This is a genomic window from Actinoplanes sp. NPDC049802 (assembly GCF_040656595.1).
In the GTDB taxonomy this organism is placed as follows: Bacteria; Actinomycetota; Actinomycetes; order Mycobacteriales; family Micromonosporaceae; genus Actinoplanes.
In genome coordinates this window covers 146093-163795 of the sequence record NZ_JBFAMR010000011.1, presented here as the reverse complement: position 1 = coordinate 163795, position 17703 = coordinate 146093, and the positions used below count along the sequence as shown (strand labels likewise).

The following is a 17703-nucleotide window of genomic DNA, read 5'->3' as shown; positions in this document are numbered from 1 at the left end:
CCGGCAGCCGCGTCGCGAGAAAGCCGGACCCAGTGGCCCGTGCGGCGCCAGCCGCCCGGGCCGGATCGTGCGGCGCCAGCCGCCCGATCAGGCTCAGCCCGGCGGTCGCGGCGCGGGCGGGAGTGGGCAGGGGCTCGCGGGGAGCGGGCGGGACGGTGGTGGTGCCTTTGGGGACGGTCCGCCGCGTACCGGAGACGGGTTGTCGGGAAGCACGTGCCTGGTGCCGGCTTGCGGGGGTGACCGGTGACTGGGCCGGGAGTGAGACCCGGGGTGCCGGGTGAGCGCCGGTGCCGGGTGAGGGGGGTGGGGCTACGTGGGGAGGTGGCGGGCGACGGTGGCGACCAGGTCGGCGGCGGCGTAGGGCTTGTCGAGGAAGTCGTCGCAGCCGGCTTCGAGTGCGGCCTTCTGGTCCTGGGGGAGGACGCTCGCGGTGACCGCGACCACGTGGGGTTTGGGCTGGTCGTGGGCGGCGAGTTCGCGCGCCAGGGTGAGGCCGTTGCCGTCGGGCAGGTTGAGATCCAGCAGGATCAGGTCGAAATCGCCGCCGGCCAGGCGATCGCGGGCGGCGGCCAGGGTTTCGGCGTCGACCAGTTCGGCGTCGCGGACGGCGGGTATGCCGGCACGGGCGAGGACCGCTTTGACGAGCATGCGGTTCAGTTCCTCGTCCTCGACCAGGAGGATGCGGTGGGGTGCGCTCACGGGTGGGTCCTCACGGTTGGGAGTCGGGTGGCGGTACGGCGTTGCGGAGTTCGACGGCGACCGGGCCGGCCGTGAACCGGCTGGTCCGGGGTGGGGCGGGCGGTAACGGCGACGGCGCGCGCCCGGCCGGGTGGGTGTGCAGCAGCGGGGGCAGGCCCTCCCAGCCGTTGCCGGTCATCGCCTCGGCGACGGCGCTGCCGGTCATCGCCTCGGCGACGGCGCTGCCGGCCATCGCGGTGGCGATCAGGGGCGTGGCGTTGCCGGAGGCGAGTGCGGCGGCGCTGAGACCGAGAACCGGGGTGTGCCGTCCGGACGGGTCCTGTTCGATGGCGGCGAGCAGGCTGAAACCGTCCTCCTCGGGCGACTGCATGTCGCAGACGATCAGGTCGAAGCTCTCCCGGCGGCTGCGGGCCAGCCCGTCGCGCCCGTCGGCGCAGGCCACCACGTCGGCGCCGCCGGCGCGCAGGCCCTCCTCGATGGCGTGCAGGACCGTGTCGTCGTGGTCGACCACCAGCACGCGCGGCGCCGGGCGGGCCGCGATGACATTCGCCAGGGCGCTGAGCAGGGCCGTCTGGTCGACCGGTTTGACGAAGTAGTCGTGGGCGCCGAGGGCCAGTCCGGCGGGCGCCTCGTCCAGGATGCTGGCGAAGAACACCGGGATGGAGCTGAGCCGGTCGTCCGACTTCAACCGGCGGATCACCTCCCAGCCGTCGATGCCGGGCAGGGTGACGTCCAGCACCACGGCGTCGGGGCGGTGTTCGCGGGCCAGCGCCAGGCCGCTCTCGCCGGTGCCGGCCACCTCGACCCGGTACCCGGCGTTGCCGAGCTGGGTGCGCATCAGCTCGGCGGACTGCGGGTCGTCCTCGATGAGCAGCACGTACGGCCCGGGGCCGGCGGCGCCGGACGAGGCAGCCACCGGTGCGGCCGGCAGCATCACGGTGAACTCGCTGCCATGGCCCGGCTCGGAGGTGAGCGTGATCTCACCGTGGTGGGCGGTCACCAGCCGGCGGGTCAGCGCCAGTCCCAGACCGGTGCCGGAGTGCCGGTGACTCGGGTCGCCGACCTGCTGGAACTCTTCGAAGACCCGTTCCAGGTCGTCGGTGGCGATGCCTACCCCGGTGTCGGCCACGGTGACCCGCACCCGGTCGCCGTCGGCTCGCGCGGTGACCGTGACCGTGCCGTCCTCGGGGGTGAACTTGACCGCGTTGGACAGCAGGTTCTCGACGATCTGGCGGAACCGCAGCCGGTCGGCGAGCGCGGTGACCGGCGACAGTTCGGTACGCACGGTGAGGCGTTTGCCGGCGAAGAGCGGGGTCAGCGAGGTGAGCAGGTCCTCGATCGCGGTGTTCACCCGTACCGGGGTGGGCCGCAGCTCCAGCCGGCCGGCCTCCACCTTGCTCAGGTCCAGGATGTCGTTGATCAGGCCGAGCAGGTGGCGGCCGCTGCCGTGGACGTGGTCCACCCAGTCGGCGGGCACCAGGCGGCGGTCGCCGACGGGTTCCTCCAGCCGCATCAGATCGCTGAACCCGATGATCGCGTTGAGCGGGGTGCGCAGCTCGTGGCTCATGTTCGCCAGGAAGTCGCTCTTCGCCTGGCCGGCCCGGGTGAGCGCGGCCACCGAGGCGCTCAGCTCGGCGGTGATCGCCTGACGTTCGGCCAGTACCCCGGCGTGCCCGCCCAGGTCGGCGAGCAGGCCCAGGTCGTCCTCGCTGAACAGGTTCCGGTGCCGGTTGAACAGCAGGATCGCGCCCTCGACGTCCGGCGGCGCCCGCATCGGCAGCACCCGGACGAAGTCGTCGGCCAGCCCGGCGCCGAAGTGGGCGACCAGGCCGGGCCCGTGTTCGCGGATCCGCACCGGGATGCCGGGGCGGGGCAGCGGGCCGTCGATCGGCGGTCCGGCGTCGGGCAGGTCCGGTCCGGCGTAGGCGATCCGGTGGTAGGTCCGGTCCGCGCCGGGCAGCAGGACGGCCACCGCGTCGGCGCCGGTCTCCACCCGCATGATCTCGGCGTACGTCTGCCAGACCCGTTCCGGCGAGTCGGCCGGCGCCCGCAGCAGCCGTTCGGTGACCGACTGGGCGGCGAGCGCCGAGAAGTGCCGCCGCAACCGGCGGGGCGGCTGGAAGGCGACCAGGTAGCCGAGCGCGCTGCCGAGGGCGACGACCACGCTGAGCGCCCGCTGCGGCGAGTCACTGGGCCCGAACCGCAGCAGGATCACCAGGCCGAAGACCACGGTGGCGCCGGCCGCGTTCATCAGGCGGGCCCGGTTCGCGCCGGTACGGCCACGCGCCTCGCCGTAGAGCAGCCCCGCGGCGATCAGCTCGACCCCGAGGAAATAGAGCGCCGCGGCGAGCCGGGCCCAGAGCGGCAGCGGCCGGGGCAGGACCGCGAGGAGGGCGAGGACCAGGAAATAGGTGAGCAGCACCACGGTGGTCAGGACGCGGGGCACCGACCGCAGCCGCCCGGCCAGGCGCAGCGTGAGGTACGGCTGGGCCAGCAGTGCCGCCGCGTTGGCGATGTTCACCCAGTTCGGCAGGGTGCCGTGGGCCAGTCGCAGCAGGTCGACGCAGAGCGCCACCAGGAAGGGGGCGAAGACCAGGGCGACGTCTCGTTGCAGCGGGTCGCGCCGGCGGGCCCAGGCGAGCAGCGCGCGCAGGAAGAGCACCGCGAAGGTGATCTCCGCGGCGAGCAGGACGGCCCGGGTCCACTCGAGTCTCATTTCACGATTTATCGTACCTATCCTGCCGGACCGGAGGGGCCACACCGGTCTCCTGAACGATCGATACGCTAGGGCCATGCAGCGATGGCGGGGGTTGGAGGCGGTTCCCTCCGGGTGGGGCCGCTCGGTCGTGACGATCGGGGTCTTCGACGGCGTGCACCGTGGCCACCAGGCGATCATCGGGCACGCGGTGAAACGGGCCCGCGACGCCGGGCTCCAGTCGGTGGTGATGACCTTCGACCCGCACCCGGCCGAGGTGGTGCGGCCCGGCTCGCATCCGGCCGTGCTCACCGAGCCGGTCCGCAAGGTCGAGCTGATCGAGGCGCTCGGCGTCGACGCGCTCTGCGTGGTGCCGTTCACCCCGGCGTTCTCCCACCTGACGCCGAACGAGTTCGTTCACGACGTGCTGGTCGAGTCCCTGCACACCGCGGTCGTGGTGGTCGGCGACAACTTCCGGTTCGGGCACAGGGCCGCCGGCGACGTGGGGCTGCTCGAGTCGCTGGGGCGCACGTTCGGGTTCACCGTGGAGGACGCGCCGCTGGTGTCCGAGGACGGGCTGGTGTTCTCCTCGACGTACATCCGCAGTTGTGTCGACGCCGGGGACGTGCGGGCCGCGGCGGCCGCGCTCGGCCGGCCGCACCGTCTGGCCGGCGTGGTGGTCCGCGGCGATCAGCGGGGGCGCGAGCTGGGCTTCCCGACGGCCAACCTGATGGCGCACCGGTACGCCGCAGTGCCCGCCGACGGAATCTACGCCGCCTGGCTGACGCGCGGCGGCGAGTTCGGCGTTCGGCGGCCGGCCAGCGTTTCGATCGGCACCAATCCCACATTCTCCGGCCGGGAGCGCCGGGTGGAGGCGTACGTTCTGGACTTCGAAGGTGATCTGTACGGCGAGCGGGTGAGCCTCGATTTCGTGGCACACCTCCGTGAGCAGCGCAGATACGACGGGATCGAGCCGTTGATCGCGCAGATCCAGGCCGATGTCGAAGAGACCCGGAGGCTGCTGAGTTGACCCCCTGGTAGGGTGGAAACGTCGTTGGAATATCCGACACCGGTCCCGCCTGCCTGCCCGACGCCGCGGGTCGCGGGGTAACCGTGAAATCGGCAACACAGAAGTTTTGGAGAACATGGCGCTCGATCAAGAGACCAAGAACAAGATCATGGGTGAGTACGCGACCAAGGAGGGCGACACCGGTTCGCCCGAGGTTCAGGTCGCCATGCTCACCAAGCGGATCGCCGACCTGACCGAGCACCTCAAGGTGCACAAGCACGACCACCACAGCCGTCGTGGCCTGCTGCTCCTGGTCGGTCAGCGCCGCCGTCTGCTGAACTACGTGCAGAAGAAGGACATCGCCCGCTACCGGACGCTCATCGAGCGTCTCGGCCTGCGCCGATAGTTTGACCGGGGGAGCGTCTCACGGGTCGCTCCCCCAGGATTTCCACCCCACGGACCCGCGCGGATCACACCGTCCAGCACCGGTCCTCGGTAGTGGTTCCCAGGCACGTCTCTCCTGGGCACTTCGATCGAAGACCGGCTCGACTGAATCTCGCGCTGTTGACCGCCGGGTCCTCGACGAAGGAGTACCGCACTTCATGACAGAGCAGAACAACGCTCTCGGCAACGAAACCCGTACGGCCGTCATCGACAACGGCTCGTTCGGCACCCGGGAGATCGTGTTCTCCACCGGCCGCCTCGCACAGCAGGCCGCCGGCTCCGTGATCGTCCAGCTGGGCGACACCACAGTCCTCTCCGCGACCACCGCCAGCAAGCAGCCGAAGGACCACTTCGACTTCTTCCCGCTGACCGTCGACGTCGAGGAGCGGATGTACGCCGCGGGCCGCATCCCGGGCTCGTTCTTCCGGCGGGAGGGCCGCCCCTCCGAGGACGCCATCCTCACCTGCCGCCTGATCGACCGGCCGCTGCGCCCGTCCTTCACCAAGGGCCTGCGCAACGAGGTCCAGGTCGTCGAGACCATCCTCGCGCTGGACCCGGCCCACCCGTACGACGTGGTCGCGATGAACGCCGCGTCGATGTCCACCAAGCTCTCCGGCCTGCCGTTCAGCGGCCCGGTCGGCTCGACCCGGGTCGCGCACGTCGACGGCCAGTGGGTCGCGTTCCCGACCATCGAGGAGCTGGAGCGCGCCACCTTCGACATGGTGGTCGCGGGCCGTACCCTGCCGGACGGCGATGTCGCGATCATGATGGTCGAGGCCGAGGCCACCCCGCACGCGGTCAAGCTGATCGCCGGTGGCGCCACCGCCCCGACCGAGGAGATCGTGGCCGGTGGCCTGGAGGCCGCCAAGCCCGCGATCCGTGAGCTGTGCCGGGCGCAGAGCGAACTGGCCGAGATCGCCGCCAAGCCGGTCGCCGAGTTCCCGGTCTTCCTGGACTACCAGGATGACGTGCTGGCCGCCGTCTCCGACGCGGTCCGCGGCGAGGTCGCCGAGGCTCTGAAGATCGCCGGCAAGCAGGAGCGCGAGGAAGCCCTCGACCTGGTCAAGGCGAAGGCCCACGAGCTGCTCGACGAGCGGTTCGAGGGTCGCGAGAAGGAGGTCTCGGCCGCCTTCCGCTCGATCACCAAGTCCGAGGTCCGGCAGCGGGTGCTGCGCGAGCAGGTCCGCATCGACGGCCGCGGCCCGCGTGACATCCGCCCGCTGACCGCCCAGGTCGGCGTGCTGCCGCGGGTGCACGGCTCGGCGCTGTTCGAGCGCGGCGAGACCCAGATCCTCGGCGTCACCACGCTGAACATGCTGCGCATGGAGCAGGCGCTGGACACCCTGGCGCCGGAGAAGACCAAGCGCTACATGCACAACTACAACTTCCCGCCGTACTCGACCGGTGAGACCGGCCGGGTGGGCTCGCCGAAGCGCCGCGAGATCGGCCACGGCGCCCTGGCCGAGCGGGCCCTCGTGCCGGTTCTGCCGTCGCGCGAGGAGTTCCCGTACGCGATCCGCCAGGTGTCCGAGGCCCTCGGCTCCAACGGCTCCACCTCGATGGGCTCGGTCTGCGCCTCGACGCTGGCCCTGCTCAGCGCCGGTGTGCCGCTGAAGGCCCCGGTCGCCGGCATCGCCATGGGCCTGATCTCGGACGAGGTCGACGGCAAGACGCAGTACGTCGCGCTGACCGACATCCTGGGCGCCGAGGACGCGTTCGGTGACATGGACTTCAAGGTCGCCGGCACGGCTGAGTTCGTCACCGCCCTGCAGTTGGACACCAAGCTCGACGGCATCCCGTCGGACGTGCTGGCCGGCGCGCTGGAGCAGGCCCGTGAGGCCCGCGCCACGATCCTCGCCGTGATGACCGCCGCGATCGAGGGCCCGGCCGCGATGAGCGAGCACGCCCCGCGGGTCACCACCGTGAAGATCCCGGTCGACAAGATCGGTATGGTGATCGGCCCCAAGGGCCAGACCATCAACGCGATCCAGGACGAGACCGGCGCCGACATCTCCATCGAGGACGACGGCACCATCTACGTCGGCGCGACCAACGGCCCGGCCGCCGAGGCCGCGGTCGAGCGGATCAACGCGATCGCGAACCCGACCCTGCCGAAGGTGGGCGACAAGTTCCTCGGCACCGTGGTGAAGACGGCCGCGTTCGGCGCGTTCATCTCGCTGCTGCCCGGCCGTGACGGCCTGCTGCACATCTCCAAGGTGGGCGACGGCAAGCGGGTCGACAAGGTCGAGGACTTCCTCAACGTCGGCGACAAGGTCGAGGTGTCCATCGCGGACATCGACGCGCGCGGCAAGATCTACCTGGACAAGGTGCGCCCGGAGGGCGAGGAGGCCCCGGCCGCCGCGGCCGCGCCCGCCGAGGGCCGTCCGCCGCGCGAGGAGCGTGCTCCCCGCGAGGGTGGCGGCGAGCCCCGGCGTCGCCGGTCGCGCCCGGCCGGTGGTGAGCGTGGAGAGCGTCGCGACTAAGTGACGAAGCTTTCCGGCGGGTCGGCCGAGAGGCCGGCCCGCGTCTCTACCCGCACCCTGCAGGACGGCGTCAAGAAGACCCTCCTGCCCAGTGGACTGCGCGTCATCACCGAGGCGATCCCGACGACCCGCAGCGCCGCGCTCGGCATCTGGGTCGGGATCGGATCCCGTGACGAGACGCCCGCCCTGCACGGCGCCTCGCACTTCCTGGAGCACCTGCTCTTCAAGGGCACCCACAAACGCACCGCCCTGGACATCTCCTCGCAGATCGAGGCGGTCGGCGGCGAGACCAACGCCTTCACCACGAAGGAGTACACCTGCTACTACGCGCGGGTGCTCGACGCCGATCTGCCGCTGGCGGTGGACGTGCTGGTCGACGCGGTGGCCGACTCGATCCTCGACCCGGCGGACGTGGAAACCGAACGTGGCGTGATCCTGGAGGAGATCGCCATGCACGAGGACGAGCCCGGTGACGAGGTGCACGACGTCTTCGCCGAGGCGATCTACGGGGACCATCCGCTCGGGCGGCTGATCTCCGGCACCCCCGACTCGATCAGCCCGATGACCCGGGACCAGATCAACCGCTTCTACCGGCGCCGCTACACGGCGCCGGAGATCGTGGTCGCCGCCGCCGGAAACCTCGACCACGCCACGCTGGTCCGGCTGGTTCGCAAGGCCCTGGCGGGCACCCCGCTGGACACCGGGCCGGCCGCACCGGCTCAGCCGCGCGTGGGCGACAAGAGGGTACGCGTACGCGCAGCCCGTAACGTCGTCCTGCACCGCGACACCGAGCAGGCGCACATCGTGCTCGGCGGCCCCGGGGTGGGCCGGCACGACGAGCGGCGGTTCGCGCTCGGCGTGCTCAACAACGTGCTCGGCGGAGGCATGTCCAGCCGTCTCTTCCAGGAGATCCGGGAGAAGCGCGGCCTGGCCTACTCGGTCTACTCGTACTCCGGCCAGTACGCCGACAGCGGCCTGATCGGCGTCTACGCGGGTTGTGCCCCGGCCAAGTCCCGTGAGGTGCTCGACCTGATCCGGGCCGAGCTGGACCGGGTCGCCGCCGACGGCATCACGCCGGAGGAGCTGATCCGTGGCAAGGGCATGGCGAAGGGCTCGTACGTGCTGGGCCTGGAGGACACCGGCTCGCGGATGAGCCGGCTCGCCAAGTCGGAGCTGCTGCACGGCGACCTGATGGGTGTCGACGAGTTGCTGACCCGGGTGGACGCGGTGACCCTCGACGAGGTCGGCGCGGTCGCCACGGACCTGCTCGCCCAGCCGATGTCGCTGGCCGTCGTGGGTCCCTTCGACGAGGATGAATTACCCGCCTAGCAAGCCGCCGTTCTACCCTTGGTCACCGTGACGACGCTGGAGACCCCGCCCGATACCCCCGCCACCCCGCCGCCACCGGATCTTCGGAGGCGGCGGGCCCTGGGGATGCTGATCTGGGCGGTGGTCTTCGCCGTCGGGGTGTATTTCGTCGGAGTGCCGACCAGCGACCCGCTCATCGCGTTCGGCTGGCTGTGGCTGGCCACCATCGCCTGGCGCAACCACGAGCCGTGGCGCACCCATCTGCGGTTCCTGCGCGACTGGCTGCCGATCTGCCTGCTGCTGGTGATCTACAACGTGTCCCGGGGTTTCGCCGACCGGTTCTTCGAGCCGCACGTGACCGAGCTCATCGCGTTCGACAAGTGGATGTTCGGTGGGGTCACCCCGACCGAGTGGCTGCAGGAGCACCTCTACCAGCCGGGCGTCGTGCAGTGGTGGGAGGTGGTCGTCTCCCTGATCTACTTCTCGCACTTCCTGACCATGCCCACCGTCGCCGTGGTGCTGTGGATGCAGAACCGCGAGCAGTGGGCCCGATTCATGCGCCGCTGGTTCACCCTCTGCGTGCTGGGCCTGATCACCTACTTCCTCTATCCGGCGGCGCCGCCGTGGTGGGCCGCCCTGCCGGAGCACGGCTCGCTGATCGAGGCGATCCGGATCTCCACCAACGGCTGGAAGGCGATCGGGCTGGAAGGCGCCGGCAACACGTTGAACGCGTTGCAGATCGAGGCGTCCAACCCGGTCGCCGCGATGCCCTCGCTGCACACCGCCTTCGCCTTCATGTCCGTCGTCTTCTTCCTGCCGGTGGTCCGCAGACGGTGGTGGCCGCTGCTGTTCGCGTACCCGCTGTCGATGACCTTCACGCTGGTCTACACGGCCGAGCACTGGGTGATCGACGTGCTGGTCGGATGGGCGTACGTCGGGGTGGTGTTCCTGGTGGTCGGCCTGGGCGAGCACTGGTGGGCCGACCGCCGGCGTACGTTAAGTTGACGGTGTGACTGACCTGCCTGAAACCATTCGTGTCGGTGTTCTCGGCGCCCGGGGCCGCATGGGCCTCGAGGTGTGCAAAGCGGTCGACGCCGCCGAGGATCTCGCCCTGGTCTCGATGATCGATCAGGGTGAGGAGCTGTTCCAGGCCTCGTCCGCGGGCGCGCAGGTTCTCGTCGACTTCACCAACCCCGACGTCGTGATGGACAACCTGCGTTGGGCCGTCGAGCAGGGCATCAGCGTGGTGGTGGGCACCTCCGGCTTCACCGAGGAGCGGCTCGACCGGGTGCGCGGCTGGCTGGCGGGCAAGCCCGGCGTCGGCGTCCTGATCGCGCCGAACTTCGGGATCGGCGCGATCCTGATGATGCAGTTCGCCGCCCGCGCGGCCCGCTGGTTCGACTCGGTCGAGATCATCGAGCAGCACCACCCCCGCAAGCTCGACGCGCCCAGCGGCACCTCGATGCACACCGCCAAGGTGATCGCCGAGGCCCGGGCCGAGGCGAGGTGCGCCCCGATGCCGGACGCCACGAAGGACGAGCTGGAGGGCGCCCGTGGCGCCGAGGTCGACGGGATCCGGGTCCACTCGATCCGGGCCGCCGGCCTGGTCGCCCATCAGGAGGTGCTCTTCGGCACCACCGGCGAGACGCTGACCATCCGGCACGACTCGCTGGACCGGTCGTCGTTCATGCCGGGCGTGCTGCTCGCCGTCCGCAACATCCTGGGCCGGCCGGGCCTGACGCTCGGCCTGGACCCGCTGCTGGCGGACTAGGGTCCGGGCGGATGTCTCCTTACGAGACGGGCTCCTGGGCCGTCAGCGACACGTGCAGCCGGATCTGGGGTACGAGCAGGTCCTCGACGTCGAGGGCGCGGCCCGCCCCGTCCGGCTCCCAGCCGGTCGAGCCGAGGAACTTGCGCATCACCTCGTCGGCGTCGTAGACCCAGGCCACCGCGGTGTGGAAGCCGTCGTCACGCCAGTTGTCGACGGCGGCGGCGAGCAGCCGGCTGCCGTGGCCGCGCCGGCCCCAGCGCGGCTCGATCAGCAGGTCGGTGACGGCCGCGACGTCGTCGGCCAGCGGCGGCTCCTCGGGCGCGAGGGCATGCTCGTCGGCCGGGCCGGAGGCCGCGAACCCGACCACGTTCGCCGTGTTCTCCCCCTGCTCGACGGCGATCAGCACCCGGTGCCGCGCGGACGGGGAAGCGGTGATCGCCTCGGTCCATCCGCGGGCCAGATAGCCCTCGTCCAGACTGGCCAGCACGTGTGCCGGGAACATCCGCCGGTACGCGGTACGCCAGGTGGACAGCTGGATGCGCGCGATCTCTCCCGCGTCCTCGGGACGGGCGGGACGGACGAAGCCGAGTGCCATGGCGGCAACTCTGTCATACCCCGCGTCTAGTCTCTCTCCACGATGGCCGTGTCCGAATCACTCTCCGTTTCCCAGGCCCGCCGGATCACGCTGGCGGCCCAGGGCTTCACCGACCCCAGGCCCGGCGGCGCCACCGATCTGCGCCACCTGCGCCGAGTGCTGCGCCGGCTGCACCTGATCCAGATGGATTCGGTGAACGTGTTGCAGCGCGCCCACTTCATGCCGCTCTACAGCCGGCTCGGGCCGTATCCTTCCGGGCTGCTGGAGCGGGCCGCCTACCGCCGTCCCCGCGAGCTGTTCGAGTTCTGGGGCCACGAGGCGTCGCTGATCCGCTCCGACCTGCAGCCGCTGTTCCGCTGGCGGATGGCGCGGGCGCACGAGTTCGCCTGGGGCAACATGCGGCGCGTCGCCGTGGAGCAGCCCGATCTGGTCGCCTGGGTGCTCGACGAGGTGCGCGACCGCGGGCCGGTCACGGCCGCCGAGATCGAGCACGACGCGCCCCGCGGCAAGAACCAGTGGGGGTGGAACTGGTCGGTCGTCAAGCAGGCTCTCGAGTGGCTCTTCTACACCGGTCAGGTGACCGCCGCCGACCGCACCACGTCCTTCGCCCGCCGCTACGACCTGCCCGAGCGGGTGCTGCCGGCCGAGGTGCTGGCCGCGCCCACCCCGGCGCCGGAGGAGGCGTTCCGGGCCCTGGTCGAGCTCTCCGCCCGGGCCCTGGGGGTGGCCGCCGAGGCCGAGCTGCGTGACTACTTCCGCCTTCCCCTGCAGCCGTGCCGGCAGGCGATCGCCGAGCTGGCCGAGGCCGGGGTGCTGCGCCCGGTGACGATCCCCGGGTGGAAGACGGCGTGGCTGCACCACGAGGCGAGACTGCCGCGCCGGGTCACCGCCGCCACCCTGGTGAGCCCGTTCGACCCGCTCATCTGGGAGCGGGCGCGGACCGAGCGGCTGTTCGGCATGGCCTACCGGATCGAGATCTACGTGCCCAAACCCCAGAGGCTGTACGGGTATTACGTGCTCCCGTTCCTGATGGGCGAGCGGTTCGCGGCCCGGCTCGACCTGAAAGCCGACCGCAAGACCGGTGAGCTGCGGATCCCGGCCGCCTGGCGGGAGCCCGGGGCGGACCCGGAGGAGACCGCGCCGGCGCTCGCCGCCGAGCTGCGCAGGCTGGCCGGCTGGCTGGGCCTCGGCACGGTCACGGCACCGGAGCGGGGCGACTTCACCGGCCCGCTGGCGAGCGCGCTGCGGGACAGCGCCGCGGGTGTACCGTGACGGCCATGAGTGCCGCCGCCCAGCCGCCCCCCTGGCTGGCCGATCAGCCGACCCAGGGTCCCCCGGTGCCGCCCGAGTGGTTCGAGTACGGATATGCCCGGCCGGACCGGCTGACCCGCCTCGTCAACCGTGTCTCGGCGCGTTCCCCGATCTGGCTGGCCCCGCTCGCGATCCTGGCCTGCACCGGTGGCGCGGTCGGTTACACGCTGCTCACCGACCCGACCACGGCGCAGGCCGGTGATCCGCCGTCCTGCCTGCTCAAATACCTCACCGGCTTCGTCTGCCCCGGGTGCGGCGGGACCCGGGCGGCGTGGTTCCTGCTGCACGGCGACCTGCCGGCGGCCGCCCGGCACCATCTGGTGTTCGTCTTCGCGGTGCCGTTCCTGATCTATCTGTACGTGGCGTGGGCCGGGCGCCGCCTGTTCCGCCGGAGTCTGCCCGAGTTCTCGGTCAGTCCGGCCGCCATGATCGCATTCATGGCGGTCTGGGGTGTGTGGAGCATCCTGCGTAACCTCCCCTGGGCGCCGTTCACCGCTTTCTACGTGTGAGCGGGGCGTCCGATAGGTTGTCAGGTATGACGCACGACCCGCGGCCCTTCGGACGGCTGCTGACCGCCATGGTGACCCCGTTCGCCCCGGACGGTTCCCTGGACCTCGAGGGTGCGGCACGTCTCGCCGTGTACCTCGTCGACGAGCAGCGCAACGACGCGCTCGTCATCAGCGGCACCACCGGTGAGTCCCCCACCACCACCGACGCGGAGAAGGAGTCGCTGCTCCGCGCCGTGATCGAGGCCGTCGGGGACCGGGCGAGGGTGCTGGCGGGCGTGGGCACCAACAACACCGCCCACACCATCGAGCTGGCGCACACCGCGGAGAAGGCCGGGGCGCACGGCCTGCTGGTCGTCACGCCGTACTACAGCAAGCCGCCGCAGGCGGGCGTCGAGCGGCACTTCCGGGCCGTGGCCGACGCGACCGGCCTGCCGATCATGGTCTATGACATCCCTCACCGGGCCGGCACGGCGATCGCCACCGAGACCATGTGCCGGATCGCCGACCACGAGCGGATCGTCGCGGTCAAGGACGCCAAGGGTGATCTGGTCGCCAGCTCCCAGGTGCTGGCCCGCACCGATCTGGCCTACTACTCCGGTGACGACGCCGCCACCCTGCCGCTGCTCTCCATCGGTGGGGTCGGCCTGGTCGGCACCTCGACACACTTCACCGGGCCACTGGCCAAGGACATGATCGAGGCCTGGGAGCGGGGCGACACGGCCGCGGCGCTGGCCCTGCACCGCAGGGCTCTGCCGCTGTTCACGGGGATCTTCCGGACCCAGGGCGTCATGCTGGTCAAAGCCGGGCTGAACGCGCTGGGCCGCCCCGCCGGGGCGGTCCGCTCGCCACTGGTCGACGCGACCGGTGAGGAACTGAACCAACTGCGCCAGGACGCCGCCGCGGCCGGCATCGTGCTCTGACAGGAAGAGGCGAATGAGTCAAGCTCACGTGGAGCTGGGTCCGCCGCCGCCGCTGCCGGAGGGCGCCCTGCGCGTCATCCCGCTCGGCGGGCTCGGCGCCATCGGCCGCAACATGACGGTCCTCGAGTTCGACGGGAAGATTCTCGTCATCGACTGCGGGGTGCTCTTCCCCGATGTGGAGCAACCGGGTGTCGACCTGATCCTGCCCGACTTCGCGCCCATTCTGGACCGGCTCGACGACATTCAGGCGATCGTGCTCACCCACGGGCACGAGGACCACATCGGCGCGGTGCCGTACCTCCTGGCCCACAAACCGGACATTCCGCTGGTCGGGTCGGAGTTCACCCTGGCCCTGGTCGAGGCGAAACTGGCGGAGCGGCGGCTGGACCCGTACACGCTGACCGTCCGCGAGGGGCAGCGGGAGCGGCTCGGGCCGTTCGAGTGCGAGTTCTTCGCGGTGAACCACTCCATCCCGGACGCGCTGGCCGTCGCCGTGCGTACGCCCGCGGGCCTGGTGCTGCACACCGGCGACTTCAAGATGGACCAGGTGCCGCTGGACGGGCGGATCACCGACCTGGCCGGGTTCGCCCGGCTCGGCGCGGAGGGTGTCGACCTGCTGCTGTCGGACTCGACCAACGCCGAGGTGCCCGGCTTCGTCACCCCGGAACGCGACATCGGCCCGGTGCTCAGCTCGATCTTCGGCAAGGCCCGCGGCCGGATCATCGTGGCGAGCTTCGCCTCGCACGTGCACCGGGTGCAGCAGGTGATGGACGCCGCCTGGGAGTACGACCGCAAGGTCGCCCTGATCGGCCGGTCCATGGTCAGGAACATGGGCATCGCCCGTGACCTGGGATTACTGCGTATCCCGGACGGCCTGCTGGTCGGCCTGGACGAGGCCACCCACCTGCCGCCCGACGAGATCGTCTTCATGTCCACCGGGTCGCAGGGCGAGCCGATGAGCGCCCTCGGCCGGATGTCGACCGGCGACCACCGGCACATCAGCATCACCTCCGGCGACACGGTGGTGCTGGCCAGCTCGCTGGTGCCGGGCAACGAGACCTCGGTCTACCGGGTGATCAACCAGCTCTCCCGGGCCGGCGCCACGGTCGTCCACAAGGAGACGGCGAAGGTGCACGTCTCCGGGCACGCGCCCGCCGGCGAGCTGCGTTACCTGCTCAACGTCACCCGGCCCAGCAACCTGCTGCCGGTGCACGGCGAGTGGCGTCACCTGCGTGCCCACGCCCAGCTCGGCATCGAGACCGGTGTGGCGCCCGACCGGGTGGTGCTGTGCGAGGACGGTGACGTGGTCGACCTGGTCGAGGGCCACGCCCGGGTGGTCGGCCGGGTCCGCAGCCGGTATGTCTACGTGGACGGTCTCGCCGTCGGCGACGTCAGCGAGTCCCTGCTCACCGAACGCCGGATACTGGGCGACGGCGGGTTCATCGCGGCCACCGTGGTGATCGACTCGGTCACCGGCAAGGTGGTCGGCGAGCCGGTCATCTCGGCGAAGGGCTTCTCCGAGGATCCGGAGGCGTTCAACCCGGTGGTCCCGCTGCTCACCGCGGCACTGCACCGCTCCGCCGAGGACGGGATCACCGACACCCACCAGTTGCAGCAGGTGGTGCGGCGGACCGTGGGCCGATGGGTGAACGACGCCTACCGCCGCCGGCCGATGATCGTGCCGACCGTGGTGGAAGTCTGAGGTATTTTTCAACCATTCCCGGCCGGGCTGCGTACTCCCAGGCACCGGTGCCGCCCCCACGGCACCCGTGGCGGAGGGAGTCTTCCAGATGCAGCGCAGACCGATCGCCGTGGCAGCGGTGGTGGCGGTGGCGGGCGCGGCGGCAGTCGCGTTCACCCTGCCGTCGCTGGCCGGCACCGACGGAGCCGGCCGGTCGACGGCCGCGACGGACACTCCGGGGGGTCTCTCCCCGGAGCTGCTCGCGGCCATGAAACGCGACCTCGGCCTCGACGGCGAGCAGGCGGCCACGCGGTTGGCCCGTTCGGAATGGGCCGGGGGCGTCTCCGCGACGCTGGCCGCCCAGACCGGCGAGGACTTCGGCGGCGCCTGGCTGGCGTCCGACGGCACCACGCTCAAGGTCGCGGTGACCGACTCCGAGGCGGCGTCCGCGGTGAAGGCCGCCGGTGCCGTCCCGGTGCTGGTCAAGCGGAGCGAGGCCGAGCTGGACGCGGTGAAGACCAGGCTGGACGCGGCCGCCGCCGACACCGACGGCCTGACCGGCTGGTACGTCGACGTGGCCACCAACAAGGTGGTCGTCGTCGCGCGGCCGGGTGAGAGGTCGTCCGCGCTCGCGGCGGCGAGGTCGGCCGGCGTCTCGTCCGACGCGGTGACCGTGAAGATCAGCAAAGCCCGGCCGAAGCCGCTGTTCGACGTGCGTGGCGCCGACCCGTACTTCATCAACGTCGGCGGCGGGCAGGCACGCTGCTCGATCGGCTTCTCGGTGACGACCGGCTTCGTCACGGCCGGCCACTGTGGCGAGGAGGGCACCGCCACCACCGGCTTCAACAACCAGGCCCAGGGCACCGTGGAATTCTCGGTCTTCCCGGGAGAGGCCGACATGGGCTTCGTCGCGGTGAACGGCCAGTGGACGCCGCGCCCGGTGGTCAACGACTTCCAGGGCAACGAGCTGCCGGTCGCCGGCAACACCGAGGCCCCGGTCGGCGCGGCGGTCTGCCGGTCCGGCTCCACCACCGGCACGTTCTGCGGCACGATCCTGGCCAAGAACCAGACCGTCCGCTACCCGGAGGGCGCCGTCACCGGCCTCACCCGGACCGACGTCTGCGCCGAGGGCGGCGACTCCGGCGGCCCGTGGCTCTCCGGCGACCAGGCTCAGGGTGTCACCTCGGGCGGCTCCGGCGACTGCACGGTCGGCGGCGAGACGTTCTTCCAGCCGGTCAACGAGATCCTGGCGGCGCAGAACCTGACCCTGGTCACCAGCGAGGGCGCCGGCGGCGGCGAGGAGCCCACCACGCCGCCGGCGACCGCGCCGACCTCCGCCCCGCCCGCCGGGGAGGGCTCCGAGTGCGGCGCTCTGCCGGTGCAGCGGACCGGCACGATCAACCGGACCGGCCAGGCCCAGGCCCAGCCGAACGGTGGCGCCTACCGGGCCCGGGCCGGCACGCACACCGCCTGCCTCGACGCGCCGGACGGGGCGGACTTCGACCTGGTCCTGCAGCGGCTCAACAACCGTGGCGGCTTCCGTACGGTGGCCCGGTCCACCGGCGACGGTGACAAGACGCTGACCTTCACCGGCCGCTCCGGCACCTACCGGTACGTGGTCGTGGCGTCCGCCGGCACCGGTGCCTACAGCCTCGGGTTCAACGTGCGGTAGCCCACCGGCTCGGCGGGGCGGGGCGTGGAAGCCGCCCGGTCCCGCCGCCGGGTCCGGTTGCCTACCGGCCGGGAATCCGTGACCCGGCATCGGATCGGGGTCCTCACGCCGCGCGTGGGGGCCCCGATCTCATTTCGCCTTTCCCGATTTCAGTTCGCCCAGGGCCTCGCCGAGACGGCAGCCGGTCGCGATGCCGCAGAGCAGCACCTGGTCGAGCTGTTCGACGGTGGCGCCGTGCTCCCAGTCGGTCGTCACCTCGCCCACCACGATTGCCTGACCGTCGTCGGTGACCTGCACGTACGCCTTCGGCCAGAGCTGGTCGCGGTTCCAGGTGTTGCAGAACTCGTACAGCTTCTGGACGTCGTCGACGGAGAAGACGTGCTGCATCATGGCGCGCACCTGGAGGATCTCCTTCCGCGCGCCGAGCCGGAAGAAGTAGATGAGGTTGTTCTGGAAGTTGCCGGCGATGTCGCCGTCGGCATCGACGAAGTAGGAGAAGCCTCGTCCGTCCAGCGCTGCCTTGATCATGTCGTTGCTGAGAGGTTGCACCTTGCGATGGTAAATGCCGGGAAAGTGAAAAGCAGTCACGGTGCGCCTTCTCGAAGG

The 17703-nt window shown here is 71.2% G+C and carries 15 protein-coding genes; 11 read left to right on the top strand and 4 right to left on the bottom strand.

Going from position 1 to position 17703, the window contains the following annotated elements; translation table 11 throughout:
- Positions 1–309 precede the first annotated feature (309 nt).
- Positions 310–699: a response regulator gene (locus AB0I88_RS11365; protein WP_361021274.1), complete on the bottom strand. Its 390-nt coding sequence runs from the start codon at positions 697–699 to the stop codon at positions 310–312.
- Between the two features lie 10 nt (positions 700–709).
- Positions 710–3415: a response regulator gene (locus tag AB0I88_RS11360; protein ID WP_361021272.1), complete on the bottom strand. Its 2706-nt coding sequence runs from the start codon at positions 3413–3415 to the stop codon at positions 710–712.
- 76 nt (positions 3416–3491) lie between these two features.
- On the opposite strand from AB0I88_RS11360, the gene AB0I88_RS11355 reads away from it, so the two are divergent.
- From AB0I88_RS11355 to dapB, 6 genes are all read left to right on the top strand, one after another.
- Positions 3492–4424 (top strand): bifunctional riboflavin kinase/FAD synthetase, encoded by a 933-nt coding sequence (locus tag AB0I88_RS11355; protein ID WP_361021270.1) that lies wholly within the window; start codon positions 3492–3494, stop codon positions 4422–4424.
- A gap of 115 nt (positions 4425–4539) precedes the next feature.
- Positions 4540–4809 (top strand): 30S ribosomal protein S15, encoded by a 270-nt coding sequence (gene rpsO, locus AB0I88_RS11350; RefSeq protein ID WP_111651421.1) that lies wholly within the window; start codon positions 4540–4542, stop codon positions 4807–4809.
- Positions 4810–5005: 196 nt separating this feature from the next.
- Positions 5006–7330, top strand: coding sequence for a polyribonucleotide nucleotidyltransferase (locus AB0I88_RS11345; protein WP_361021268.1), 2325 nt, complete (start codon positions 5006–5008; stop codon positions 7328–7330).
- A 57-nt stretch (positions 7331–7387) separates the two neighbouring features.
- Positions 7388–8659 (top strand): pitrilysin family protein, encoded by a 1272-nt coding sequence (locus AB0I88_RS11340; RefSeq protein WP_361021298.1) that lies wholly within the window; start codon positions 7388–7390, stop codon positions 8657–8659.
- 105 nt (positions 8660–8764) lie between these two features.
- Positions 8765–9643: a phosphatase PAP2 family protein gene (locus AB0I88_RS11335; protein ID WP_361021296.1), complete on the top strand. Its 879-nt coding sequence runs from the start codon at positions 8765–8767 to the stop codon at positions 9641–9643.
- 4 nt (positions 9644–9647) lie between these two features.
- Positions 9648–10409, top strand: a complete 762-nt coding sequence (dapB, locus tag AB0I88_RS11330; protein ID WP_361021266.1) for a 4-hydroxy-tetrahydrodipicolinate reductase — start codon at positions 9648–9650, stop codon at positions 10407–10409.
- Positions 10410–10428: 19 nt separating this feature from the next.
- On the opposite strand, the gene AB0I88_RS11325 is transcribed toward dapB, so the two are convergent.
- Positions 10429–11004, bottom strand: coding sequence for a GNAT family N-acetyltransferase (locus AB0I88_RS11325; protein WP_361021264.1), 576 nt, complete (start codon positions 11002–11004; stop codon positions 10429–10431).
- 42 nt (positions 11005–11046) lie between these two features.
- On the opposite strand from AB0I88_RS11325, the gene AB0I88_RS11320 reads away from it, so the two are divergent.
- The 5 genes from AB0I88_RS11320 (at position 11047) to AB0I88_RS11300 (ending at position 17097) form a co-directional block, all read left to right on the top strand.
- Positions 11047–12276, top strand: a complete 1230-nt coding sequence (locus AB0I88_RS11320; RefSeq protein WP_361021262.1) for a crosslink repair DNA glycosylase YcaQ family protein — start codon at positions 11047–11049, stop codon at positions 12274–12276.
- 5 nt (positions 12277–12281) lie between these two features.
- Positions 12282–12824 carry a DUF2752 domain-containing protein gene (locus tag AB0I88_RS11315; RefSeq protein WP_361021260.1) on the top strand — a complete coding sequence of 181 codons (543 nt, stop codon included), beginning with the start codon at positions 12282–12284 and terminating at the stop codon, positions 12822–12824.
- Between the two features lie 26 nt (positions 12825–12850).
- Positions 12851–13744: a 4-hydroxy-tetrahydrodipicolinate synthase gene (dapA, locus tag AB0I88_RS11310; protein ID WP_361021258.1), complete on the top strand. Its 894-nt coding sequence runs from the start codon at positions 12851–12853 to the stop codon at positions 13742–13744.
- Positions 13745–13757: 13 nt separating this feature from the next.
- Positions 13758–15446: a ribonuclease J gene (locus AB0I88_RS11305; RefSeq protein WP_361021256.1), complete on the top strand. Its 1689-nt coding sequence runs from the start codon at positions 13758–13760 to the stop codon at positions 15444–15446.
- An 88-nt stretch (positions 15447–15534) separates the two neighbouring features.
- A complete protein-coding gene (locus tag AB0I88_RS11300) occupies positions 15535–17097 on the top strand; it encodes a S1 family peptidase (RefSeq protein WP_361021254.1) in 1563 nt (520 codons plus the stop codon).
- A 129-nt stretch (positions 17098–17226) separates the two neighbouring features.
- Here the strand turns inward: AB0I88_RS11300 and AB0I88_RS11295 are convergent, their stop codons facing one another.
- Positions 17227–17646 (bottom strand): YbjN domain-containing protein, encoded by a 420-nt coding sequence (locus tag AB0I88_RS11295; protein ID WP_361021252.1) that lies wholly within the window; start codon positions 17644–17646, stop codon positions 17227–17229.
- Positions 17647–17703: the final 57 nt, after the last annotated feature.